The sequence below is a fragment of the Legionella steelei genome (assembly GCF_001468005.1).
Classification (GTDB): Bacteria; Pseudomonadota; Gammaproteobacteria; order Legionellales; family Legionellaceae; genus Legionella; species Legionella steelei.
On record NZ_LNYY01000019.1, the window covers coordinates 2,097,826 to 2,121,643 of the forward strand.

A 23,818-nucleotide genomic window follows, 5' to 3' on the forward strand; every position below is an offset into this window, starting at 1 on the left:
GCAAACGCTGGACTTAACAGCCCAGCCTACACTTGCTAAAGTACTGCGATGACAGATCCCTTGTGGCACTCGAGATGGCGTAACTACATTAATTACGCAAAACAACAGCTTCTTTCATTAACCTCAATTGCCTCATCCTTGTAGACTACTGTACCCTCTATAATAGAACCATCTTCATCAGGCTTTTCTAAAGCTAACTGCGCTTCTTTTTTGCTCTTATGCTGATCATAAGCATGATAAATTTCATAACCTAGATACAGCGCAGTTAAAACAATCGCCGCCGGCCAACATACCGCAAAAGTGGCAATGATAAGGGTAGGCATAACCGTATTTTTGACCATCGTAAAAATAAAATCATTATACGCTGCTTCGTACTCTTTAAGTGCGAATTGCAGATCTTTTCCAGTGCTTTTAGCATCATCTAAGCGTAAGCTTTTTTCTTGGAGTTTCGAATAAGCATCCGAAGAAAGATACATCGCGACAGCAAGAGTACAAACAAAAAAGCAGGCAACAGCGATTCCTGGCCCTGTAAACAATAGCGAGGCAGTAAATCCAAGCATCAATAAAGCCGCTGCAGCCGCGGTAAAATAAAAAGTTGCCTGTTTTGTCTGCCAGCCAATTTCCAGTTCTTTAAGTTGCAGTTCGAGCATTTTTTTATGCTGCTCTATATCCAGCCCTTTGAACTTCTCTGGGTGCTTTTTGAGTTCTCGCAACTCATTGTCGTATTGCTCTTTCTTTGTTAAATACTCCTGTTTTGCTAAATGACATTTATATAAAGTCATGCAAACGTCAAAGCCTAAAAAGATGGCAGTTATAATCCCCGCAGTAGGATCTGGGATATGCGTAATGTGATTAAAATTAGTAATAAAGTTTACTGTTGCCCATACTAAGTCATTCGCAAAATTACAATGACGCTTATAGAGTTCAAATTTAAACCGCTCAAGCGCTGTAGTTTTATCCTTTTCCTCTGCCTCTGTTGGAAACCAAGTGTGGCGAACTAAATGACCGAAATCTATCGCAAAGCGCATTAAAAACAAGCCCACACTAAAATAATTCAGTACACCATTCGGTGCTTTAATAAAATCAATTATTTTCTGAGCATCGGTATGTGTCCCGAGAATTGCATCCAACTTTTCAAGAATTTGTAGCTCTTTTGCTAAAGTAAAACCCGTAGTTAGGGTGAGACGGCAAAAAACCCAATACACACGACATAAGTTTGCATAAGCCACATAATCACGAATTCGCGATAAATGTGCGGGCGCAGTCCATAAATTCTCAAACCCCTGGGCAAAACTCTTTTTTAACGATTCGATAAAATCGTCTTCCTTCTTAGCCTCTTCTTTCGCTTTTTTCTTAGTTTCTTCTTGCTTTTTTACTATGTGTTTCTTAATTTCTGCCTTCGCATCCTTATATTCCTTTTCTTTAGCCTGATGTGAATACGCTTTATAAAAGTTTTCCAAAAGAGTCGCACAATAGTAACAATAGATCCAAAACGCTTTATTATTTTTATCTCTCTGTCGTTCCAGCACAGCAAACATTTGGCTGAATTCTGCCTCAAGCGCTTTTTGGTTTTCTAATAAAAAAGAATAACCAAGTCCATCTGCTCGTCTTTCAAGGTCCCCAAGATTTTTAAACTGTTTATCATGAAGTTGCGTAAAAAACTGAAACTTATCATTACTAACCGCCTCATTTTGTTTTGAATAAGCCATGGCAACCTCACAAAAAATACACAGGGAGTTTTATTTCTACGATACGGTATCATTTGGTTTTTCTTTTGACAAGAATTTTTTGTTTGTTTTTTTATCACAATGTTTCAAAACGGTAAAAATGTTTCAAAAAAGTAAAGAAGTGGTAAGTAGTAATGCATCAACCCATTTTTTGATTAAAAAAAAGGAGGCTCTACGAAGTGTGTGTCCATGTACTGAACGTTATGGCGAAGCAGTGCGTAGGATTAAGAGGTGGATTAAAAAATTATTTATTGAACAATAACTTACTTTTAAAACTGATGAGGCATTTATTGATGGCACAAAGAAACAGAGATTGAACTCATACTCTTTTGATGGTACAGGATGTGATTTAAATCGTGTAACAATTTATCACACTAAGTTCGATGGAATTAAAACGAATTAGCCTTTATTTAACAAAGACATTCCCATATTTATGCCTTGGTCAAGCATATCTTCACCTTCATCTACTAGTGATCCCATTTGATTCTGACTCTGATCCTGATTCTGTTGTCCACCATTTCCATGGCTTTGAAAAACATCATTTACCTCGTCGGGCAACATAGATGTGGCTATCTGCATAGGATCTAAATCTGATTCAGAAGGAGCACTCATTGATAAACTTTGGTCATCATCAGAAGATTGGTCATCTCCTTGTTTTTGTAGCAAATTTTCAGCACTTTTCACCATATTTTCAGCATCATCGGCTAATTGTGTGGCTACTCCTTCGGCTATCTGGGCCATAATAAATACCTCTTTTATAAGCACCTACATTAAGAATAGCACAAATAATAAACACCCTGAATTTATCAATACATTCAGCTCCCATTGAGGGCCTCTCAATATCAATAAATTTATTTACCAATACAAAAACTGGAAAAGATGCGTCCTAATAAATCATCGGAACTGAATTCGCCGGTGATTTCACACAAACATTGATGTGCTTGGCGTAAATCTTCTGCTAATAATTCTCCAGCACGATGTTCAAGCAGTTGTTGTTGGCCAATAGATAGTATATTTTTTGCCTCATCTAATGCTTGTAAGTGACGTCTTCTTGCAAGAAAGTGTCCTTCGCTCGGTTGATAACCTACAACTTGTTTTATTAGTTGTTTCAGTCCATCAACTCCTTCTCCTGATTTTGCAGAGATATAGACGCTATGATCCTGTATTTGCATAGTGTGTCCTAAGGTATCAATTTTATTGAACACGGTAATAATAGGAACTTCCGAAGGTAGTGCAGACTTAATTTCTTTAGTTAAATGATGATGCTGTTCCAAATCATTCACATCAACAACAAGTAATACACAATCGGCTTTCTTTAACTCTTGCCACGCTCGTTTAATTCCCTCTTTTTCGACTACGTCATTAGACTCACGCAAGCCCGCAGTATCAATAATGTGTAGCGGGATGTCATCCAATAGAATATGTTCACGCATCACATCACGCGTAGTACCTGCAATTTCAGTCACTATGGCTATGTCACGTCCGGCCAAACAGTTGATTAAAGTTGATTTACCCGCATTAGGTTTCCCTGCAATCACTACTGATAAACCTTCGCGAAGGATAACACCTTGATTTGCTTGAGCACGTATTGCTTCTAATTCAGTTAAAACAGCATGTAACAAATGTGCAACTTTACCGTCATTGAGGAAATCAATTTCTTCCTCTGGAAAATCAATTGCAGCCTCTACATACAAGCGTAAATAGATAATTTTTTCATTTAATTGATTAATTTTATTTGAAAATTCACCTTGTAATGATTTTAAAGCCATGCGTGCTGCCGTTTGCGAACTGGCTTGAATTAAATCAGCGATTGCTTCAGCTTGCGTCAAATCAATTTTATCATTTAAAAAAGCGCGTTCAGAAAACTCCCCTGGTCGCGCCAAGCGTGCTCCAAGTTGAATGCAGGCTTTGGTGAGCATATCGAGAACCACAGGAGAACCATGCGCTTGAATTTCAACAACATCCTCGCCAGTAAAAGAATGTGGTGCTTTGAAATAAATCATTATCCCTTGATCAATTAAAGCATCGAATTGTTGGGATTCTTCTTTCTTTGACAATGAATAAAAGGAACAAAAAGTCGCCAAACGAGGTTTTAATGTCTTATTGCCATTAAGAGAAACAGCAGTGGAGTATGCTTTTGGTCCTGATAAGCGGATAATTCCTACCCCACCTCTTCCAGGTGGGGTAGCTATAGCAACTATAGTTTCTGTAGACATTTATTTAGCAGGAACAAGTTTTTTTGCAGGTTTTTCATCAGAGTACTTACGTGTAATGTACCATTGTTGCAATATGGATAAAGTATTATTCACAATCCAGTACAATACCAAACCAGCTGGAAAACTCCAAAACAAGCCTGTAAATAACACCGGTAAAAACATCATGATCTTTGCTTGCATCGGATCTGGAGGCGCTGGATTTAATTTTTGTTGAACCAGCATCGTCGCGCCCATAATTAATGGCAATACATGATAGGGATCAGCCGAAGCCAAATCTTTAATCCAGAAAATAAATGGTGCTTGTCTTAACTCAACACTTTCTAATAAAACCCAATACAGAGCAATAAAGACAGGAATTTGAATCACGATAGGTAAACAACCACCTAAAGGATTTACTTTTTCTTGCTTGTATAACTCCATAGTAGCCTGGCTGATTTTGGCTTTATCATCACCATAACGTTCGCGCAAAGCTTGTAATTTAGGTTGTAACTTACGCATCCCAGCCATTGATTTATAGCTGGTAGCAGACAATCGATAAAATGCTAATTTAATTAAGACTGTAACTAAAACGATAGACCAGCCCCAGTTACCAACAACATTATAAATTGCTTTCATCAACGAGAATAATAAGGACGATAAAAACCATAAAATTCCATAATCCACAGTCAGATCAAGCGAGGGGGCAATGCTTTTTAATACGCTGGTGATTTCTGGACCTAGATACAATTGAGCACTAACTGTTTTTTGCTCTTCAGGCTTCAGGGTAATCGGTTGTCCAACAGCACCAATGGTATAATCGTTATTCACAGAGCGAGTGTAAAACTTATTATTCGAATTCGCATCTGGAATCCAGGCACTTAAAAAGTAGTGTTGCTGCATGGCAATCCAACCACCTTTACTATCTACATCCAGATTGGCTTTATTCATATCGCTAAAGCTTACTTTTTGATAGCGGTGTTTTCCTGGTTCAGAATAGGAAGCACCTGTATATGAGCCAACATGAAATACACTTGATTTGTCTTCTTTGGGTGAGCTACGTAACAGTTGCGTGTTCAAATAGCCAGTCCAGTCGGTACTGCTTTTATTAACAATTTTGTAATGGACATCAATGAGGTAGCTGCCTTTAGTAAAAATAAGTTCTTTTTTTACTTCGAGCCCTTGATCAGTTTTTCCGCTTAACGTGACGACCAATTGCTTCTGATCAGGAGTCAATTCGTATTGTTGTTGCGGTGTTGTGAAATTCAAATTGAGCATTTGCACATTTTGTCCTGAAGGAACAAAAAGACTGCTGTTAGCAACATAACGCTCACCAGGCTGATTTTGTAATAGAAGAAACGGTTTATTTTTTTCGTCTACACTTTGAGGATAATCAAGGAGTTGTCCAGAAACTACGTCGCCATGTTGTAAATCAATGCTCACATCTAAAACATCTGTTTTAACACGAACTAACGGTGCATTACTGTTTTTAGTTTGTTCTACAGTAGGAGATGCGGGAGTTGATGTAGGAGTACTCGTATTGTTGGACGGAGCTACTTGGGGTAACAATGGTTGTGCATTATTCTCTTGGCTAACTGCATTTTCAATTGGCAAATGCTTAGGAGGATAATCTACCTGCCAGGCATTCCAAAGTGATAAACCAACTAGCGCAAGCGCCATATATAAAACAATACGTCGTATATCCATCAATGATTCTCGTTGTTGGGGAGTACCGGATCGTAACCACCACGTGACCATGGGTGGCAACGCAATACTCTTTTTAAAGCCATCCACAAACCTTTGGTTATGCCACATTGTTGGATAGCACTTTCGGCATATTGTGAACAACTTGGGTAATATCGGCAACTTGGTTTTAACAAGGGGCTAATCAAATATTGATATAGTTTGATGGGTAAACAAACTATTTTTCGTAACATGAGATTAATTTTTTCCATGTTTTGCCCATTCTAGCGTTTATAATCGCATTTGTTTGTTTTGCTACGCCTTGTCTTGCTAAAAAAACCACATCTACTGCAGGTAATTCTTCTTGTCGAAAGCTTTCTCTTAACAGCCGTTTGATACGATTTCGATCATGGGCTTTTGCTATCAATTTTTTTGATAACGCCAGCCCAAGTCTTGCATAACCTAAATGATTCTCTCTAAAGAGAATGACAAAGTCGGATGTTACTATTTTTTTTGCTTGTTCAAACACATGATTATAATCTTTTTTTGTTAATAATCTTTGTGTTTTTTTAAATGCAGACACTTACGCAGTCAAACGTTTACGGCCTTTAGCACGACGACGTTTAATTACTAATCTACCTGCACGAGTAGCCATACGCTCACGAAAACCATGATCACGTTTGCGTTTTAAATTACTGGGTTGAAAGGTACGTTTCATGATGAACCTGCTAATAAAATTATGAGGTTGGCAATGATAGAGAACTTTTTTTCTACTGTCAATTTTGGATTTTGATTATTTTTTGTATATTTTATCTTTTTTCATGTTGATTTACTTGTTTGTTAATAACTTCATTAAATTTATTTTTTAAATTTTTTATTATTATTATGTTCCTTATTCTTTGTGAATAACTTATATATTTGATTATTAATCAACTAGTTAATTTAAATGTAACTTTGTTTGTAAACTCTTTTGAAGCCTGTGATCTAATTGTAAGTATTTTTATTTTTTGATTTATTCATTGTTTTATTATCAGCTTATTCCCGTTATTCGATCGGGGTTATTCATAAGTAACTTGACACAAGGTGATTTAAATTCCGCCATTTTATTGGCTTCTTGATGTGCCGAAATGAGTTAAAAGCTTTTTTAATCACAGTTATTGTTTTATTTCCCCCCTTTACACTAGCGTAAAAGAGGCCAAAGAATGTTGATTGCCTTTTTAAGAAATAAATAAAGTATTAGTTTGGTTTTAAAAAAGTTTATTAATTTCATTAGGACGAATCAGTCTAATAAATCACATTCTCTTATGATTACTCAGGTGACCACTGGTACCGGCATTTGTGACAATTACCGAATAAAGGCAGCTCATGTATTCTCTCACTCAAAGTAAATCGAGCCCAATTACCGAGAAATATTTCCCAAGGACTACCCATTGTTTGTGAAAGCAGTAATAAGAATGAATGTTACCGGCCCCCAAAAAAAACTGATATTGCTGGCAGGTTAAAAAAAATCTTAGTGGCCTATTAATAAATTCATTAAATATATTTTCTTAATTTTTTGTTATTATTATGTCTCTTGTTTCTTGTGAATAACTTATATATTTTATTATTAATCAAATAGTTAATTTAAATATAACTTTGTTTGTAAACTCTTTTGAAGCCTGTGATCTAATTGTAAGTATTTTTATTTTTTGATTTATTCATTGCTTTATCATCAGCTTATTCCCGTTATTCGATCGGGGTTATTCATAAGTAATTTGCTACAAAATGATTTACTTTCTATCATTTGTTTTTTACCTTATGCAACGGATTTTATAAAAACGCATCCTAATTTTCATTTTGTAATGAAGCATAAGTTAGGTTATATATTTTATGGTTACTCACATTGAACAGGGATGAAACTATGTATCTAAAGCTCATGGAAGGAGTACAGCGTTTTCAAACTCAAGAATATCAAAAACGGAAAGAGTTATTTACTACTTTGGCAAATGGACAACGCCCTACGACTCTTCTCTTTGCCTGTTCTGATTCACGCATCATTCCAGCTCTTGTTACGCATACAGGACCTGGAGACATATTTATTACCCGTAATGTTGGTAATATTATTAATCCGTACTCCACAGATCCTTCAAGTACTGCAGCAGCTATTGAATTTTCAGTTAAAGTACTGGGCGTACAAGAAATAGTTGTATGTGGTCATTCTCGTTGCGGAGCCATGGGGGCCTTGCAAACCTCTAATCTTGAAGAGACTTTACCTGCTGTTGCTGACTGGTTAGCAGAAACAAAATCTATGCTGAATGTGCAGGATGATTTACATCATCATTCTTTAGCATGTATTACAGAAAAAAATGTTCTAACACAAATTGCAAACTTAAAAACACATCCTGCTGTCATCGAACAACTTGAAAAGGGTAAGTTAAGCATTCATGGTTGGATTTATGAATTTGAAACTGGGCAAATACTAGCCCATGACCAAGCGACAAGCCAATTTTTACCTATCGAGCAACTAAACCACTCTTTAGTAGATAGCAATGCCTTGTTGACGAGTAAACTATTAGATGGCGTGCTACATTTTAGAAAAAATGACTTCCCTAAAAAGAAGGAACTATTTCAATCTTTAGCACAAGGACAGCATCCCAAAGCGCTTTTGTTTTCTTGTTCTGATTCGCGAGTGATTCCCTCACTCATTACGGATACTGATCCTGGCGAGCTATTTGTTACTCGCAATGTTGGTAATCTTGTACCTTTTTATTCGTCCACGCCCTCTGGAGAGGCAGCCGCAGTGGAGTATGCAGTAGATGTATTGGGCGTTAAAGACATTATTGTCTGCGGTCACTCCCGTTGTGGGGCAATGAAAGGATTAATGAATCCTCATCTAGATAAAGAATTACCAGCCGTTGCTTCATGGTTAATTTATGCAAAACCTACGCTAGAAAAACTTAAAATAAAATTTCCCGAGTGTACGGAACATTCTTTGGTTTGCACGACTAAAGAGAACGTTTTAATGCAAATAGAAAATTTGCAAACACACCCTGCTGTCATTAGGAAGCTTGCGAATAAACAGCTTAAACTACATGCCTGGTTTTATGATTTTGAGTCAGGGGAAATGTTGATTTATAGCCAGAAAAAAGAAGATTTTATTTCTTTTAATGATGCAATAACAGAAATACTCCTCAGCGATGAAGTATTCACCAAAATGCGTGCCATTGTTGTAGAAGAGGCCATGAAATATTTAAAAAATTTAGCCTCACCAAAAACTGCAGATGCGTGCATGATGGTGATGCCAATATTGAATTGTATCCGATTTAAAGGAATCTCGGTAATTTGGGAACAAATTAAAGCACCTATAACATCAAGGATTAAAGAAGAGTTTGGCAAATTATGTCCACATCATACTGATGAACGGTTAACTTCACTGATTGAAAAGGGCTTAGAAGTGACCCTACCTGATATTAGGGACTTACAAAAGGATATAATGGCCTCCCCTGGTTATTATAAATTCAGTGGTTACATGATGAGGCATTTTATTACTATTGCAAAACCACAAGAGCCGCCTATGCAAAAAATAGAGTGTGCCCAAACCATTTTTCGCTTATGAGATTACATATCCCTCACTGTTATTAAGCGAAACAAATAGCTATTCTGTAGGGGGCATGCATCACTTATCGGGGTTGTCGAACTAGAAATAAAAATGGCAAATTTCCCCCTTATTCTAACCCTCTCCCACTAGTGGGCGTTGTTGAAAAAAATCGTGTGTCATTCCCGCCTGCGCGGGAATGACACAAATGCAGCTTGCTGACTATGGCGCTTTTTCTGTGCGAGCTGGAAGAATAGCTGATTAAATAGGAATCCTGGTTGCTTGCAACCTGGCTTGTTCTCATAACGACTCATCTGGTCTTAAGGTAAGCACCTCATATCCATTTGCAGTGACTAAAATGGTATGTTCCCATTGTGCGGATAATTTGCGATCTTTGGTAACAACAGTCCAACCATCTCCTAAAGTTTTCACTTCTTTGCGACCTAAATTGAGCATTGGTTCAATGGTAAAAGTCATTCCTGCATGTAATGGTAATCCGGTATTTGCCTTGCCAAAATGCATCACATCAGGTTCTTCCCACATTGAACGACCAATGCCATGACCACCATACTCACGCACTACTGAATATCCATTTTGTTCAGCATGTGTTTGGATTATGTTTCCTATATCACCAAGCCGCACTCCTGGACGCACTATTGAAATGGCTTTATAGAGACACTCTTGGGTAGTGTCTACTAATTTTTTAGCAAAAGGTTTTACAGGACCAACGAGAAACATTTTACTCGTATCGCCGATATAACCATCCTTTTGTACCGTCACATCAATGTTAATAATATCGCCATTTTTAAGTATTTTATCAGAAGGTATGCCATGGCAGACCACATGATTTATCGAGGTGCAAATGCATGCAGGAAAACCATAATGGTTTAATGTTGAGGGGATTGCACCCAAATCGTTAATGATGTATTCACGACAAATTTGCTCCAGCCTACTGGTACTGATCCCAGCAACAACATAGGTTTCTATCATGTGCAGTACTGATGCCGCTAAATTACCGGCAACCCGCATTTTTTCTATTTCTTCAGGCGTCTTCACTAACATCGTGTATCTCACCTAATGATGCTTGGTTGATTAAAATTTTGAGCATTTCAGCATAAGTAATGGATGGATTTTCTTCTGCCAGTTTCCCTATTCTTATCCAATATTCTGCTTGCGAGTTAATTGAGCGGCTCATTGCTCTTGCCATCAGTTTTGTTGCCTCGTGTAATTCATCAGAAATTTTTACGATACCCATATTGTTCTCCAAAAAAAAGGAAGAATATAGTATTTTGATATTAAATGCTATATTTTGCTATAAAGTATATTTTAGGCAACGCATGCGCTTAAACAAATATATTCTTTCACACGAAAAACCTGTTTAGACTTTCGATTTTAGAAACGCAAATGAGTCTTAGTTGGGCAAAGTGGAGATGAGTAAGTTTGTGTTGGTGTGAAAAAAAAGCGTAATAGGGGAGAGGTAAAAGTTTAATGCGCAATAAGGATTAAGACTCGTTTCCATTTTTGCATGTCAGAAATTTGTTCCTCAATTTCCATAAACCTCCAGCCATTCTCTGTTTTATTTAATCCCTTTGGGCATGCCTAATACGATTTTTTTTAAAAGGGTGCTTATTTGTTCTTGCTCCTCTTCATCAAGGATTTGCGTTACCGCAGAATTTAGAGCTGCCCACATTTTTTCAACTTCTACTCTTAATTTTTTTCCTGTAGCAGTGAGATTGACCTGCATTACTCTTTTGTCGGTGCTAGATGGTATTCTGGTGATATGCCCCTGCCCCTCTAATCTTTGTACCATTTTAGTAACTGTGGAGGCATCCAGGCCAAGCCTGCAAATGAGTTCAATCTGACTTTGTCCATCGCGGTCCCATAATTGCATGAGCAAAAGCTCTTGTCCGGGATAGAGATTAAGAGGTCGTAACAGTTCGCTAGCCATTCCCCTATGCGTTCTGGCAAGCAGAAAAATCAGGTAACTGAGCTCATTACCTTTGACCGCATTCGGAAAGCGTAAAACGTCTTCATCTGCGCAGGAACTTTTTCCTTCTTCAGTTTTCCCTTTCATATTAACCAATGGAGGCTCCCCGGTTATTGGTCTTGACAAATACTTGGTCGACCAACTATATTTATAATTAGTTGGTCGGCAAATATATTTTGGTACATTGCCCTAAAATTTGCAAACTAGATATGGAAGGTAATTTGTTATGAACAGTTTAATACTCTCAAAGCCGCTCACCAAAGGAACGCTGATATTTAAAAACCGGGTTTTTATGGCGCCCATGACACGCTCACGTGCCACACAGCAAATACCTATTGATTTGATGGCTGACTATTATGCCCAAAGAGCATCAGCAGGACTTATTTTTACAGAGGCAACGCAAGTAAGTCCGCAGGGTGTAGGCTATATATTTACCCCGGGAATCCACAGTCAGGAACAGGTTTCAGGCTGGCAAAAAGTCACTCAAAAAGTTCATGCCCAAGGAGGTAAAATTTATTTACAACTTTGGCATGTAGGTCGGGTTTCTCATCCTGACTTTCATGGTGGCGCGCTGCCTGTCGCGCCTTCTGCTATCGGCTTTTCAGGCCAGTCTTTTACTCTTTCAGGGCCTAAGGATGTGGTGACGCCAAGAGCCTTAGAACTGTATGAAATTAAAGAAATTATTGCGGATTTTAAAAAATCGGCACAACTGGCTAAAGACTCGGGTTTTGATGGGGTAGAAATTCACGGCGCTAATGGATATTTGCCAGCACAGTTCTTGGAAGATGGCACCAACAAAAGAACGGATGAGTATGGGGGATCCGTAATTAATCGTGCCCGTTTTTTAATTGAGTTAACGCAGGCAGTGATTGACGTATGGGGACCAGAACGCGTTTCTGTCCGTATATCACCCAATAACCCATTCAATGGAATGCAAGATTCTAACCCAAAAGAGATATATCTTTACCTTGTTGAACAGTTGGAAAAGCTGCATCTGGGAATGTTACATCTCGTTGAATCCGCACAACTTCCTGAGGGAGTAGAACCACTAGCACCGGCAATAAGAAAATTATTCTCTGGATTCCTGGTACTTAATGCGGGCTACAATCAGCAAACAGCCGAAGCGGCAATTAATGATGGCCTCGCTGATGCAGTTTCTTTCGGTAGTAAATTTATTGCTAATCCCGATTTACCCGAGCGTTTTGCAAAAGATTTTCCTCTAGCTATTCCAGATCCTGCAACGTTCTATGGAGGCGCTGAAAAAGGGTATACAGATTATGTTAAAATGGAAATAATGGGTTAAAAATAGGAGCCCGACCCGAGTAGGTCGGGCCTTGGTCCGACAAATGTGTTCCGGATTATCAACGGTAGCAATCCGTTTTACAGCGGAGCAATTTGAATTAACAAACCAGCGGGGAGAACTTCTTGGTTTTGGAGAAAGGACTCACTATTAAACTGTTTTAACCATTCATCCAGATTTGTAATCTCACTTTGAAGCAAGTTGGGTCAAGACCTAACCTACATTTAATAGCTTATTATATAGGTTAATTTCGGTCTTGATCTGGATTCAGATCTCTAAATACACACTGTTTGTTTTTACAAAAAATCGAAACTTGCAAACTAAACGTGCCATCGCGAAAACGGTGAGAAACATAGCCGAGTACATGCTCTTGTTTGGTGTCGGTTGCTTTGTACAAGGAGTAGCCGATACCGGCTTGATCGCAACCTTGTTTTTTGGCAATCACCAATTGTGTATTCTCTCCCGGTAAAATTTTGTCTGGCCCACTTTCAATAATACATCCCGATTCTGGCCACATTCTTGTTTTAATAAGCGTATATTTTTCCGCTCCTTTATTACTTTCGTTAATGAACTTAGAGCTGTAATTATCCTCCGCATAAGTTATTGCAGGTAGATATAAGGTAAAAAAAGTAAGGGAAGAAAGTAGAAAAAACCGCTTGGTTCTCATTAACATATAAGTTCCTTTTTGATGTTCTTAAATTTATTGTAGTGGAAAATGAAGTTTTGCTTGAAAGAGCAGATAAAAATTCTTCTTCCTGATGTGTAGGTATCACTTGTTTTGGGACAGCATGTTTCAGTACAATTTAAGTTTATTGCTTAAATATTAAACGTTTTAGACGAAGGTAAGTTCCTCAAGTGTTTTAGAGGGAACTTTTTGTCTGTGATGGTTTTTCAGTACAGTAGGATTTGCCAAGTGATTAAATCTCACCAAAATTTACCCATTCATCCTGCACTCACTCCATATGTAAAAAGCATAGACATTGAATTATTTAACCCAAATACAACCGCAGATGCTTTGTCTTATAGAGTTTTACCTGATTTCTTTGTCGTATTAGGCTTTCAATGCGGTGGTTCACTTTATATTTTGGAACAAGATACAAAACGCCAACTATTCCACTGTGGGATAAGTGGGATGCAAACACAATATCGGATATTTCAACCAGAAACTGTTGATACAAAAACGGTTTTAGTTACACTTTATCCTTGGAGCATCAATGCATTTTTTAGAGAAGATGCTTATCAGTTCACCAATCAGGCATTAGGGTTAACAGAAATAATAAAACGTTCATCTGTATTAGATATACAGGAGCAACTCAACCCAATTACAGAACCCAGTGAATTGGCGTGTATGGTGCAAAGGTTTTTACTTAACTTACTGAAAACAAATAAAGCACAATTGCCTCCTCCGGCCATTATAAATTTAGCTCAACAATTTCCATGCCTTGATACTACGATCTCTGTTGAGCAGCTTGCTAAAAAATATGCAATGAGCAAGCGTAGCTTAGAGCGGAAATTGAAGAGCATGATTGGCATAAGCCCTAAACAGTTTTTGCGCTTGAGTCAATTTCGACAAGCACTGCAACAGATACAAAATGGAACCCATTGGGAGTATCTCATTGATCATCTCAATTATTATGATCAAGCCCATATTATTAATAGCTTTAAACAGTTCTCGGGATTTACGCCTGGCCAGTTTCATGCTGCACATATAGCATTGTCCACTAAGATTTAGCTACAAGAGTATATATATTCGTGGATTAAGCCGAGTAATCTTAGTGGGTGATGCTATAAATATAAAATTGTCGCGTTTTTCCAATATTGGATGTAAATAAAGTGGCATAGTTCCTTTATCAAAAAATGATTAAGGAGAAAATATTATGTTTCATGTGCAACCCAATACTATTGCTGTCATTAAAAAATCATTACATGCTGGTTTTAAAGGGCAGACGACTTTTCCTGAGCATGTTAAAACGATTGCCGATGTCGGTGTAACACGCTATATAGTCGACATACTTCAATCTAAGGTCATCTACCATTTTGCAGATAATAATATTCATACAGAAACTTTACCTGCAACTTATAAACAATATAACTTCAGTTTCTTTGATCCGTCAGAGGTTAAAAATGCGATAAAGGAAATACAACAGCAAGCGATTGATTATCCTACTTTTCTTGCACGTATTGCTTCAGCGGGCACCAAAAGTTATGAGGTTAATATCACTAAAGGTAGAATCATATACCAAGGTGAGAATGATAGGTGTATAGAAGAATTTCCAAAACTCATTTAAGACAACAATCGAAACAGAGGTATAGGTCGGGCTTTGGCCCGAGCCACGCTTGAAAATCCTTTTGCTCGAAAACATATAATCTATTCATCTCTTCTGGTACAGTTCAGCTATTAAAAAACAAACTAAAACACGAGCATGGCACTATCTACAAAAGCAATTTTGAGCGCACTAGGGAAGTCCACTGCCTCAGCAAACGAGTTTCCTATTGATGCCAATGAGCTGACAACAGAGTATGCACTTGCTGAGGCGATTGGCGCGCAACATGTGTCCTTAGAAGATACGGATATGGTTGTGATTCTTTCTGGTCGCAGCGGCTTTGCAGGGACCTATTTGGAGGCAGCAGATAAATTCGTTTTATGTGAAAAGGAATACGATGAGACCGATACGATTCGGCGGATGGATTATGGCGTTAACATTGCAAAACAATGCACACAAAACAATCGCAACCACGGCATTAATAAACCTGTTTTTGTTTATTTTAATGGGGTTCAGCGACAAAATGATGAGCTGCGAAAAATATTAAAAGCAAAAGGAGAGTACAATGGGTATCCTGCCGCGCTAATTATTATTGACGGGATTCCGTTTGACAATACTCTAGGGCAGGTTCTTGGATTGAGTCGCTTTCTCGATATGCACTGGGCTAATTTTTGCAAAACTTACAACTTATCACGCTCACCAAATTTAGTTCTTTGTTCTAGCAGTTATCATGTTCCGCGAGTAACGCTTGCCCATGGTGCAAATTCACCATTACTCACCACTTCTTTTTGGCAAAACCAACCGGAGTTGGTAAAAAAGTTATCTGCTGATATGCGTCACTATATTTTAAATCCCGGTGTAACGCTTAAAAAATCAAAGTTAACGGTATTGGGTTGCGACAGACAAATTACAGCAAATCCATGTTGGGAAAAAGATTTAAAGGGTGATATGGAAGCTCGGGTTCGCTATGCATATCTACAAAAAGTTCCCTCCATTGCGCAAAAGCGTGCCGATAATGATGTGACCGTTAGAAATGCGCTCGTGTTAAAGAGTTTTTATAATCTGTTCCGAGATATGTTTTTTGAAACAGCTAAAAAGCCACAATCTGCTAAGGAGCAAGTCAAGCAAACGCAACAAGACAAGGAAAGACAACTCTGCATGTCATTAAGCTAAATGCGACGAGTAAGTTGATGATGTTATTGACATAAAATAACTTTAAGGTTTCCTCATCTATAAAAGCTTGTTAGAATTCAGTCTCAGTGTGGTTTTCTGTTTACGGATTTTCCTAATAATTTAAGGATGAAATATGAAGTGGAATTGTTACTCAAAACTTTCAATAGCTGTTGGATTTTCGCTCATTAGTTTTTCCTCGTCGTCAGCCCAGCTCATATATGGATTACATCAGGCCCAGCAATTTAGAAGTAATGCAGCTGGTGATTTTTATATTCAACTCGCGAGTTATAAAAATAAATCCTATGCGTTACGTGCAAAATCGCGAGCACAAAAGAAAACAAGCTATCCTGTGTTGTTAAAGAAAAAAAATGGTTACTACCAACTGTTACTTGGTCCACTACATTCTGCAACTGAAGTAAGAGCTGCTGGTCAAAAATTTGGTGGTGGCTTACCTGTTGTACAAGCTCGCCATAACGTGTCTCTAACTCAAACGAAAACAGCACATCATCCTGTGCCAGTGGCGCAAAATTCTGAACGTGTTGTCGTAACCAAAAAAGCCCCTGTTTATAAAGATAAGGATGGTGTTCCTCCAGCAAATCACTGGTTTATTGGTGTGGGCGGAGGATGGATGGATCCTTTTGGGACGAATACTGATAACTTTGCTACTTCAGGAATGCCTGGGTTTCCAGATGACCGCTATGCTAGCAAAAGTTCAGGTAGTGCGGGACAAATTTCCGGTTTTCTCGGTTATCAATGGCGACGTCCAGCACTTTGGCTTCCGGCAACCAGTTTAAGCTTTGAATATACCTATACGTTTCCTTTAAGTATCGATGGCCATATATTTGTTAATGACCTGCCAGATACGGATAACTTCACTTATAAGTATGATATTTCACAACAATTATTCATGGCAAAACTGAAGTTAGATGTATACCAATGGAAACAATTCATGCCTTATATTTCAGGTGGTATAGGCGCTGTATTAAACCGTGCTTCTAATTATTCTGATAGCCCCATTCCTGGAGCTACCCTGATGAATCGGCGTTATGGTTTTACTTCTGCAACGACAACACAATTTGCTGGTACTTTTGGTGCAGGCCTTGATTATTGGCTTAATTACAACAGTCAAATTAGTGTTGGCTATGAGCTGGCTTATTATGGAAAAGCCAAGACAGGTTATGGTGAAGGCACACTGAGTAATGACCGTCTTGAAAATAATCTGAATTCGAATGCTGTTGTTGTAAAGGGAACATATTTCTTTAATTAATTACTGATTGAAATGTTCAATATTGGCGAAATTTTTAAAATTATTTAAGGATAAGACTGTGACACAATACATACGTTATTTTATTTTCAACATCTTATTTTTTTTGTCGATGACTGGTCACGCGGTGGATAAGATTGTTTGTGATATTACGAATACTGGAATTCCTGAGCGGCCTGAGGTTGGTCAGGCTTATGCCAATACTTATACATGTCAAAATAGGAACCCTATGCATTTTCCAGCCATCCAATTGGCAGGTGTAGTACTGGGAAATTCAATTGGCACAAGCGTGACTGGAAGTTGTGCAACCCAAAAAGTTGCTTCAGGTCAAAGCTGCCAATTTATGGTCAATATTAATCCGTTAAAAACAGGGACACAGACATTTCATCTGCAAGTGTTTGATGGCTCCATATATTACCTCAACCTTCCTGATATAACGACAACAGCAGTTTCTCCGCAACCCTCGGCAACGATTACCTGGCCTGGTTATAACGGTGGTTCTGCGCAAGCAGACAGTAGAGGAAATGGTGCTGGTAGCTTTATTGCCAATGCTACTGATAGTTCAGGTCATCAAATTAGGTATACATTTGCGATAAGTGGACCAGGAACTATTGTTGGCACGCAAACTGGAACCTTCACTTTAACTGGAGTAAATAGCTCCACAGTGATCACGATAACCGCTACCGCGGATGATGCCGCCCCAGTGGTTGGCACGCCAATTACTGTGCAAGTATCTAATGTGCCAATCAAGATACTTTCTTTTTACAATAATACTTCGGAAACGATTTATCCTGTTATCGAAGCACCAATCCTGACTGTTGATCCATGGCTGCAGGCACAGTTTGGAGTAGTTGATGTCGTTTATAATACTTTTGCAGCAACAAAATTGCACCGAGTTTATGTGAATGGAACTAACGGTATTCCTCCAATGCAATCTGCACTAGTATCCGTACCATTTTACAGCTATTTGGTTCCTAACCCGATGGGAGGGCATTATCCTGACCAACTCGTAGATTGGTGGTCTTCAATGCGTGTCTATATCTACGATGTGCAATCTTATTTAATCCAAACTCAGATTGAAGATGGCGTTAGTCCAGTTACTTTATATACTCCTGGTCCAACCTGTATTAGTGGTTGTTCACAAACAAGCGTCTATAGTGCAAATACTATAATGCCCACTAATGATCCTCAGCAGCTAACAGAATACACTTTTGCAGACGTGACTACTGCTGATCCGCCTCCATATCCAATTAATCGTACTACAGTAAACTATGATTATTCTGCTGTTGACCAGGTTTATCTGCCAGTAGCAATGGAGCCCTATGGTTCGAATTTAGTTGGATATACTGGAACAGTTGAGGATCTAACGAGCTTTAGAAATGGTCTGAATACCTTTTTAGCTGGAACACTGTGGCCTACCTATGCAGGACTTCCTTATCCGCGGATTCCTGGAGCCTATAATGTAGTCATAGGAAACCCACAACTAACAAGCACTACCGCGCAAACTGCGGCACTTACTGCATACTGGAACAATTGCAATAATGTGGCCAGTCCAGATTATACAAATTGTAATGCAGTATTTAATATGTTTAGTGCAAATTACGCCGCTTGTAATAGTGGTACGCCTCTGAGCGGACCATCTGCTCTGCCTATGGCAAATTTATACGGTTATTTGACTTTCTGTGATGCGCAACAACTACCTAGCAGTGGTGCTGGATTCGATGCATATACCGCGTTACAGAATAACTACAAAAATTATTCAAGCTATGCGCAAGATTTTAATCCTTATGTTGAGCTGATACACCAAACGCTGCAAATGAATGTTTATGCTTACTCTGTAAATGATGTGGTCGGATTTATAAATGCTATAGGTGATGGCCTTGTTATCACCGTTGGCGGTGCAACGGGTTTACCAAATTCCCAGCAATATGATCCACAAAAGGTGATTACTGTTAGTCCCGGGGCTGGCTCTACGGTTGTCTATACACAGTATGGAGTATGCTCGCATACCGCCTCATCGGGTCCACTCAGCGGCGTATTTACATTCCAGCTTCCAAGCAGTTCTTTTCCTTGTGAAATTACTCTAGAAGATTCACAAAATAAACTGTACCACTTCACGCTTAATTCTCCTGCACCGTTAACTACAGGAGGATCAGATATTAGCTGTGCTGCAGCAGATCAGCCTTGGTGTAGTGGTGTTGTAGTTGCCAATACACAAACGATTAATACCCCACCGCCAAATTCATAACTTATTTATAAATCGCGCAGGGGCCTTATAGGCCCCTGCCATATTCTTACATGCCGCTATCGTATATGGCAGTTTCAGCTAAATTTATAGAGCCCATCCGCAAGATTTCACTGGCGGTTGATTCAATCCAAATGTATTTTGCAACTTTGCAGATGATATGTGTCATACTGCTTATTTCATTGTTGTGAATGTACTACATCACGCTTATAATTGAAGTGTATTGCCGAAGTAATCCCATTTTCTTGGCTTGGCTTTTGAAATATCCACACTTTTTTCTGTGGATAACTTTTCTTTATTCTCAAGCCTGAGTATAATTTGCTTGCAGCTGCACCTTAGTGAACTGAAGAAGTTTCTACTTCTTTACTTCATGCGAAGTAATTTCATGCTTAATTATCTTGCTGACCAAGTACTTTCAGTGGCATATTTAAATGCTGTGGATAATTAGTTTTAATATTCTTTTTACCACCCTTCTTTGATGAGGAGTTATGTTGTGTCAGCATCTGTTTGGCAAAAATGTTTAGGACTGTTACAAGATGAGTATTCTGCTCAACAATTTAATACCTGGCTGCGTCCTTTACAGGCTCATACAGATGAGCAACGTTTCATTTTATTTGCACCGAACCGATTTGTTGTTGATTGGGTAAAAAAGCATTTCTTTTCTCGAATTGAAGAATTGATTAAACAATTTTGCGGTGATGAGATTAAATCAATTTCTATTGAAATTGGTAGCAAGACTTCCAGCACTGACTCTGATTCAAGTTCTTCAGGTTCATTTACAACTGAAACAAAACCCTCGGCGCCAACAAGCGCTGCAGCGATTAAGGCGGCACCTAAAAAAGCGGTTGATTATAAGAGCAGCCACTTGAATAAAAAATTTGTTTTTGAGAGTTTTGTTGAAGGTAACTCTAACCAGCTTGCTCGAGCGGCCTCCATGCAAGTAGCGGAGCGACCTGGTGATGCATACAATCCTTTATTCATATATGGAGGAGTGGGTTTAGGAAAGACACATCTGATGCATGCTATAGGTAACTCTATCTTAAAGAATAATCCGGATGCCAAAATTCTTTATCTGCATTCTGAGCGGTTTGTTGCCGATATGGTTAAGGCAATTCAGACTAATTCAATCAATGAGTTTAAACGTTTCTATCGTTCATTAAATGCTTTGCTTATTGATGACATACAGTTTTTTGCGGGGAAAGACCGATCGCAAGAGGAGTTTTTCCATACCTTTAATGCCTTATTGGAAGGGCAACAGCAAATTATTTTAACAAGTGATCGTTATCCTAAAGAAATTGAAGGGATGGAAGAGCGTTTAAAATCTCGCTTTGGCTGGGGATTAACTGTTGCCGTTGAGCCACCAGAGCTTGAAACACGAGTTGCTATTTTAATCAGTAAGGCCGAACAGTCGAATATAGAATTGCCTTATGAGGTCGCGTTCTTTATTGCCAAACGGATTCGCTCCAACGTTAGAGAGCTAGAAGGTGCATTACGCCGTGTTATTGCTAATGCGCATTTTACGGGAAAGCCAATTACTATTGAGTTTGTGCATGAAGCTTTACGTGATCTTTTGGCCCTACAGGATAAATTGGTTACTATCGAAAATATTCAAAAGACGGTTGCTGAGTATTATAAGGTCAAGGTGGCAGATATATTGTCAAAGCGACGTAGCCGTTCTATTGCAAGGCCTAGGCAAATGGCTATGGCGTTAAGTAAAGAGCTAACCAATCACAGTTTGCCAGAAATTGGTGATCATTTTGGTGGCCGTGATCATACAACGGTTATTCATGCATGCAGAAAGGTTAGAGAGTTGATTCAGGACGATAGTGATTTTGCTGAAGATTATAAAAATTTAATGCGTATTTTGTCTTCTTGATGAGATGAGATCGTTTGTTGAAAACTCATCCCGAACTTGGTGAGGATTTCCAGACGTGTGGTATGAGCATTATGGTAAAATAGAAGGATCTCTCAAGTGATCCTTTGTCGTTAAACTCCTCAAGATAACGAGGTTGTGCGCGATTACTTTTTCGTTATTTTAGGTGAATATGGAGTTCTATCTTGTTTGAATTCGCGATTAAAAAAGAGGACTTACTTGCCCCAATACTTACAGTAGCTGGTGCTGTGGATAAAAAACAATCTTTAGCTATTTTGTCAAATTTTTATTTTAAATTAGCCGAGGGCTTATTGACAATTACTGCTACCGATTTAGAAATTGAAATCTCCGCCCAAGTTGCCTGTGAATCTGGAGAACAGACTGGAAGTATTACGGTACCTGCTAAAAAATTTATTGATATTATTCGTTCTTTAGACGATGAAGCCAGTCCTAATGTAATTGTGAATAATAGTCTTCTAACCATTAAGCAAGGACGTAGTTCGTTTAAGCTTGCAACTTTACCTGCGGATAGTTACCCTCTTAGTGAGGATGAGTGCAATGAAGTTGAGTTAACTATTCCTCGTTTGGTTTTACTCAAGTTGTTGCAATCGACTCATTTTGCAATGGCACAACAAGATGTGCGTGTATTCCTTAATGGTTTATTTCTTGATTTTGAACCTAATCTTATTTCTGCCGTTGCGACGGATGGGCACCGAATGGCGATTTGTCGTCATCAGTGCGCTAATTCTAATGAAAAAAAACTATTGCTACCCAAAAAAGGGATTCAAGAGCTGCTACGACTTCTTAATAGCATTGAAGATGAGGAAGTTTTATTAGCGGCAGGTAAATCACATTTTAAATTAGTGTCGCGTCAGTTTGTGTTTTTATCGAAATTAATTGAGGCACGTTTTCCGCCTTATAATAAAGCAATTCCCAAAAATCAGGATAAACAGATCATTATTGATTGTTCTGTGTTTAAACGCTCATTGTCTCGAATCGTTATTTTGGCGCATGAAAAATCACGAGCAGTAATGTTGCATCTACAAGCTGGTATGCTCACTTTAATTGCGAACAACAATGAACAAGAAGAAGCGGTTGAGTCTTTAATTGCCGAAACTCAGGGGGATGAATTAAAAATTGGTTTGAATGCCACATACTTGCTTGATGTGCTTTCACATTTTGGGGACGGACAAATCCGTTTATCTTTATCGAATACGGACAGTAGTATTTTAATTGAATCATTAGATGATGATAATTATCAATACATTATTATGCCTATGAAGATATGATCCTCTCTGAATTAAAAATTCATCATCTACGTAATCTTTCATCAGTGCATCTTGCTTTAAGCCCCAGATTTAATTTTATCTGTGGGCCAAATGGAAGTGGTAAAACATCCATTCTCGAAGGTCTATACCTTTTAAGTTGCGGCCATTCATTCCGCTCTCGCGAAATCTCGCCAATTATCTCCTATGAACAACCTTCACTGACGGTTTTTGCACGCGCACAACAACAAGAAACAATCAGTATTCAAAAATCTTATTCTGAGCCAACGCAAATTAAACTGAATAATCAATTTTGTTCTACCACTAGCCAATTGGCCTATGCTTTACCTTGTCAGGTTTTTTATTCCGATATCTTTCAAATTATCGATGCAGGACCTTCAATACGCCGCAGCCTATTGGATTGGGGATTGTTTCACGTGAAACATAATTATCTTGCGCTTTGGAAAGAATATAAAAGAGTGCTGAAACAGCGTAATGCTCTTTTGCGGCAGCATGCTGCTTATGAGCATTTTATCCCCTGGGATAAACAATTAAGCCAATTAGCAAGCCAGCTGCATTTGCTTAGAGAAGAGTACTTTGCACAATGGGAGCATGCATTTAGCGATGTACTCAAAGAGCTAAGTACACTTGCTTGTAAGATAGTTTATTATAAAGGTTGGGATAAAAAAAATCTTGGAAAGGACCTAGAGCACATATTAAAAGAAAGTTTTATCAGTGACAATCAAAAAACTTACACGCAATTTGGTGCGCACCAAGCAGATATTTTGATTGAGGTCCATGAAAACAAAGCCAAACAAGTCTTATCACGTGGCCAACAAAAAATTATTTTATTTGCATTGCGTTTGGCTCAGGCAAACTTGCTCCAACAAGATTGCCTCTATTTGATTGACGATCTACCTGCAGAACTTGATGAGGAGCATCAAAGTAAACTAATGGCTTATTTGACAAAAAGGGCTGGGCAATATGTCATTACTTCTACAGCCTATCCAGCATCGCTAGTGGCCATAATTAGTAAACAAGAGCATTCAATCGTTCGTATTAATGAAGGTATCTTAAACCTAGAAAATATAGTTACCTAGCCTGAGTACTGCGTAGCAGGGCCCGGGTAAATCTAAGGCGCTGACATGTCCGGATTTCGCTACACAATTACTTTTTAGGTTAAAACAATAATAAATGTTCCACGTGAAACAAAAAAAGAAAAATGCCAGCCTAAAGTGAATAAAAAACAGAAAATCCACGTTTAAAGTGCA

General features: G+C 38.4%; 22 protein-coding genes. 11 read left to right on the forward strand and 11 right to left on the reverse strand.

Annotated elements, in window-relative coordinates; translation table 11 throughout:
- Positions 1-92: 92 nt before the first annotated feature.
- Complete coding sequence (locus Lste_RS13250; protein WP_058511396.1) at positions 93-1,709, reverse strand: hypothetical protein; 1,617 nt, start codon at positions 1,707-1,709, stop codon at positions 93-95.
- On the opposite strand from Lste_RS13250, the gene Lste_RS13255 reads away from it, so the two are divergent.
- Positions 1,708-1,989 (forward strand): hypothetical protein, encoded by a 282-nt coding sequence (locus tag Lste_RS13255; RefSeq protein ID WP_058511397.1) that lies wholly within the window; start codon positions 1,708-1,710, stop codon positions 1,987-1,989. The two genes, Lste_RS13250 and Lste_RS13255, sit on opposite strands and share 2 nt — an antisense overlap.
- 137 nt (positions 1,990-2,126) lie before the next feature.
- Here the strand turns inward: Lste_RS13255 and Lste_RS13260 are convergent, their stop codons facing one another.
- The 6 genes from Lste_RS13260 to rpmH all read right to left on the reverse strand — a co-directional run bounded on the left by Lste_RS13260 (position 2,127) and on the right by rpmH (position 6,320).
- On the reverse strand, positions 2,127-2,468 hold the full coding sequence (locus Lste_RS13260; protein WP_058511398.1) for a hypothetical protein: 342 nt from the start codon (positions 2,466-2,468) through the stop codon (positions 2,127-2,129).
- Between the two features lie 110 nt (positions 2,469-2,578).
- Positions 2,579-3,943: a tRNA uridine-5-carboxymethylaminomethyl(34) synthesis GTPase MnmE gene (mnmE, locus tag Lste_RS13265; protein WP_058511399.1), complete on the reverse strand. Its 1,365-nt coding sequence runs from the start codon at positions 3,941-3,943 to the stop codon at positions 2,579-2,581.
- Positions 3,944-5,626 (reverse strand): membrane protein insertase YidC, encoded by a 1,683-nt coding sequence (gene yidC, locus Lste_RS13270; protein WP_058511738.1) that lies wholly within the window; start codon positions 5,624-5,626, stop codon positions 3,944-3,946.
- Positions 5,626-5,874: a membrane protein insertion efficiency factor YidD gene (gene yidD / locus Lste_RS18910; protein WP_082650793.1), complete on the reverse strand. Its 249-nt coding sequence runs from the start codon at positions 5,872-5,874 to the stop codon at positions 5,626-5,628. Before yidD ends, yidC begins: the two co-directional genes overlap by 1 nt.
- Entirely contained in the window at positions 5,841-6,185 is a 345-nt protein-coding gene (gene rnpA, locus Lste_RS13275; RefSeq protein WP_058511400.1) for a ribonuclease P protein component, read from the reverse strand. The genes yidD and rnpA overlap by 34 nt, the downstream gene beginning before the upstream one ends.
- On the reverse strand, positions 6,186-6,320 hold the full coding sequence (rpmH, locus tag Lste_RS13280; RefSeq protein WP_019232681.1) for a 50S ribosomal protein L34: 135 nt from the start codon (positions 6,318-6,320) through the stop codon (positions 6,186-6,188).
- A gap of 1,182 nt (positions 6,321-7,502) precedes the next feature.
- On the opposite strand from rpmH, the gene Lste_RS13285 reads away from it, so the two are divergent.
- Entirely contained in the window at positions 7,503-9,197 is a 1,695-nt protein-coding gene (locus Lste_RS13285; protein ID WP_058511401.1) for a carbonic anhydrase, read from the forward strand.
- Positions 9,198-9,476: 279 nt separating this feature from the next.
- On the opposite strand, the gene map is transcribed toward Lste_RS13285, so the two are convergent.
- From map to Lste_RS13300, 3 genes are all read right to left on the reverse strand, one after another.
- The gene (gene map, locus Lste_RS13290) at positions 9,477-10,238 is read right to left on the reverse strand and encodes a type I methionyl aminopeptidase (RefSeq protein ID WP_058511402.1); all 762 of its coding nucleotides are present in this window, start codon (positions 10,236-10,238) and stop codon (positions 9,477-9,479) included.
- Positions 10,219-10,431 carry a ParD-like family protein gene (locus Lste_RS13295; protein WP_058511403.1) on the reverse strand — a complete coding sequence of 71 codons (213 nt, stop codon included), beginning with the start codon at positions 10,429-10,431 and terminating at the stop codon, positions 10,219-10,221. Before Lste_RS13295 ends, map begins: the two co-directional genes overlap by 20 nt.
- A gap of 321 nt (positions 10,432-10,752) precedes the next feature.
- Positions 10,753-11,250: a MarR family winged helix-turn-helix transcriptional regulator gene (locus Lste_RS13300; protein WP_083503966.1), complete on the reverse strand. Its 498-nt coding sequence runs from the start codon at positions 11,248-11,250 to the stop codon at positions 10,753-10,755.
- A 139-nt stretch (positions 11,251-11,389) separates the two neighbouring features.
- Here Lste_RS13300 and Lste_RS13305 point away from each other — a divergent pair, with 139 nt between their 5' ends.
- Complete coding sequence (locus Lste_RS13305; RefSeq protein WP_058511404.1) at positions 11,390-12,466, forward strand: alkene reductase; 1,077 nt, start codon at positions 11,390-11,392, stop codon at positions 12,464-12,466.
- Positions 12,467-12,707: 241 nt separating this feature from the next.
- Here Lste_RS13305 and Lste_RS13310 read toward each other — a convergent pair whose 3' ends face one another.
- Positions 12,708-13,136, reverse strand: coding sequence for a hypothetical protein (locus Lste_RS13310; protein WP_058511405.1), 429 nt, complete (start codon positions 13,134-13,136; stop codon positions 12,708-12,710).
- A 240-nt stretch (positions 13,137-13,376) separates the two neighbouring features.
- On the opposite strand from Lste_RS13310, the gene Lste_RS13315 reads away from it, so the two are divergent.
- From Lste_RS13315 to recF, 8 genes are all read left to right on the forward strand, one after another.
- Entirely contained in the window at positions 13,377-14,195 is an 819-nt protein-coding gene (locus Lste_RS13315) for a helix-turn-helix domain-containing protein (RefSeq protein WP_058511406.1), read from the forward strand.
- A gap of 145 nt (positions 14,196-14,340) precedes the next feature.
- Positions 14,341-14,751: a DUF1398 family protein gene (locus tag Lste_RS13320; RefSeq protein ID WP_058511407.1), complete on the forward strand. Its 411-nt coding sequence runs from the start codon at positions 14,341-14,343 to the stop codon at positions 14,749-14,751.
- A gap of 135 nt (positions 14,752-14,886) precedes the next feature.
- Positions 14,887-15,900 carry a hypothetical protein gene (locus tag Lste_RS13325; protein WP_058511408.1) on the forward strand — a complete coding sequence of 338 codons (1,014 nt, stop codon included), beginning with the start codon at positions 14,887-14,889 and terminating at the stop codon, positions 15,898-15,900.
- A gap of 133 nt (positions 15,901-16,033) precedes the next feature.
- Positions 16,034-17,167: an SPOR domain-containing protein gene (locus Lste_RS13330; RefSeq protein ID WP_058511409.1), complete on the forward strand. Its 1,134-nt coding sequence runs from the start codon at positions 16,034-16,036 to the stop codon at positions 17,165-17,167.
- 58 nt (positions 17,168-17,225) lie between these two features.
- Positions 17,226-19,412 carry a hypothetical protein gene (locus Lste_RS13335; RefSeq protein WP_058511410.1) on the forward strand — a complete coding sequence of 729 codons (2,187 nt, stop codon included), beginning with the start codon at positions 17,226-17,228 and terminating at the stop codon, positions 19,410-19,412.
- A gap of 490 nt (positions 19,413-19,902) precedes the next feature.
- Positions 19,903-21,285, forward strand: a complete 1,383-nt coding sequence (gene dnaA / locus Lste_RS13340) for a chromosomal replication initiator protein DnaA (protein ID WP_058511411.1) — start codon at positions 19,903-19,905, stop codon at positions 21,283-21,285.
- Positions 21,286-21,467: 182 nt separating this feature from the next.
- Complete coding sequence (dnaN, locus tag Lste_RS13345; protein ID WP_058511412.1) at positions 21,468-22,571, forward strand: DNA polymerase III subunit beta; 1,104 nt, start codon at positions 21,468-21,470, stop codon at positions 22,569-22,571.
- A complete protein-coding gene (gene recF / locus Lste_RS13350; protein WP_058511413.1) occupies positions 22,568-23,647 on the forward strand; it encodes a DNA replication/repair protein RecF in 1,080 nt (359 codons plus the stop codon). The genes dnaN and recF overlap by 4 nt, the downstream gene beginning before the upstream one ends.
- Positions 23,648-23,818 lie beyond the last annotated feature (171 nt).

What these genes read in the sequence shown, in the direction of transcription:
- Lste_RS13255 (WP_058511397.1), top strand. Translation starts at nt 1,708, where the DNA reads ATGGCAACCTCACAAAAAATACACAGGGAGTTTTATTTCTACGATACG.
- Lste_RS13250 (WP_058511396.1), bottom strand. Translation starts at nt 1,709, where the DNA reads ATGGCTTATTCAAAACAAAATGAGGCGGTTAGTAATGATAAGTTTCAG.
- Lste_RS13260 (WP_058511398.1), bottom strand. Translation starts at nt 2,468, where the DNA reads ATGGCCCAGATAGCCGAAGGAGTAGCCACACAATTAGCCGATGATGCT.
- mnmE (WP_058511399.1), bottom strand. Translation starts at nt 3,943, where the DNA reads ATGTCTACAGAAACTATAGTTGCTATAGCTACCCCACCTGGAAGAGGT.
- yidC (WP_058511738.1), bottom strand. Translation starts at nt 5,626, where the DNA reads ATGGATATACGACGTATTGTTTTATATATGGCGCTTGCGCTAGTTGGT.
- yidD (WP_082650793.1), bottom strand. Translation starts at nt 5,874, where the DNA reads ATGGAAAAAATTAATCTCATGTTACGAAAAATAGTTTGTTTACCCATC.
- rpmH (WP_019232681.1), bottom strand. Translation starts at nt 6,320, where the DNA reads ATGAAACGTACCTTTCAACCCAGTAATTTAAAACGCAAACGTGATCAT.
- Lste_RS13285 (WP_058511401.1), top strand. Translation starts at nt 7,503, where the DNA reads ATGTATCTAAAGCTCATGGAAGGAGTACAGCGTTTTCAAACTCAAGAA.
- map (WP_058511402.1), bottom strand. Translation starts at nt 10,238, where the DNA reads ATGTTAGTGAAGACGCCTGAAGAAATAGAAAAAATGCGGGTTGCCGGT.
- Lste_RS13295 (WP_058511403.1), bottom strand. Translation starts at nt 10,431, where the DNA reads ATGGGTATCGTAAAAATTTCTGATGAATTACACGAGGCAACAAAACTG.
- Lste_RS13300 (WP_083503966.1), bottom strand. Translation starts at nt 11,250, where the DNA reads ATGAAAGGGAAAACTGAAGAAGGAAAAAGTTCCTGCGCAGATGAAGAC.
- Lste_RS13305 (WP_058511404.1), top strand. Translation starts at nt 11,390, where the DNA reads ATGAACAGTTTAATACTCTCAAAGCCGCTCACCAAAGGAACGCTGATA.
- Lste_RS13310 (WP_058511405.1), bottom strand. Translation starts at nt 13,136, where the DNA reads ATGTTAATGAGAACCAAGCGGTTTTTTCTACTTTCTTCCCTTACTTTT.
- Lste_RS13320 (WP_058511407.1), top strand. Translation starts at nt 14,341, where the DNA reads ATGTTTCATGTGCAACCCAATACTATTGCTGTCATTAAAAAATCATTA.
- Lste_RS13325 (WP_058511408.1), top strand. Translation starts at nt 14,887, where the DNA reads ATGGCACTATCTACAAAAGCAATTTTGAGCGCACTAGGGAAGTCCACT.
- Lste_RS13330 (WP_058511409.1), top strand. Translation starts at nt 16,034, where the DNA reads ATGAAGTGGAATTGTTACTCAAAACTTTCAATAGCTGTTGGATTTTCG.
- recF (WP_058511413.1), top strand. Translation starts at nt 22,568, where the DNA reads ATGATCCTCTCTGAATTAAAAATTCATCATCTACGTAATCTTTCATCA.